This is a genomic window from Dolichospermum sp. UHCC 0352, from assembly GCF_009711925.1.
Taxonomy (GTDB): Bacteria; Cyanobacteriota; Cyanobacteriia; order Cyanobacteriales; family Nostocaceae; genus Dolichospermum; species Dolichospermum lemmermannii.
The window spans coordinates 1-318 of record NZ_VIKY01000062.1; the positions used below are offsets into that span (position 1 = coordinate 1).

1 pseudogene is annotated in these 318 nt (G+C 39.6%); it reads left to right on the forward strand.

From position 1 onward, the window contains the following. Nucleotides 1-318 (forward strand): annotated as a pseudogene (locus FJR06_RS04360) (RNA-guided endonuclease TnpB family protein); the annotation flags it as partial.

Consider the following 318-nt stretch of genomic DNA (forward strand, 5'->3'; position numbering starts at 1 on the left):
AAATGTCCCACAAAAGGCGTTAACTGACTTACGCCAGGCTTGGGATAGGTGTTTTTCCAAAACATCGAAACAACCCCGATTCAAGAAAAAAGGACAGCACGATTCTTTTTATTTAGAATCAGGGACTAAGGCGAAACCGTTAATTAAAAACGATGGGAAAAGAATTAAATTACCGTCAATCGGCTGGGTACGTTTAGCCATACCTTTACCGATTACAGCAACTCATAATTGCGTGATTTCTAGACAGGCTGATAAATGGTTTGTTTCTGTTAAATACGAAGTTGAAAAACCTCCTATACTTGCAGACAGACCGACCAT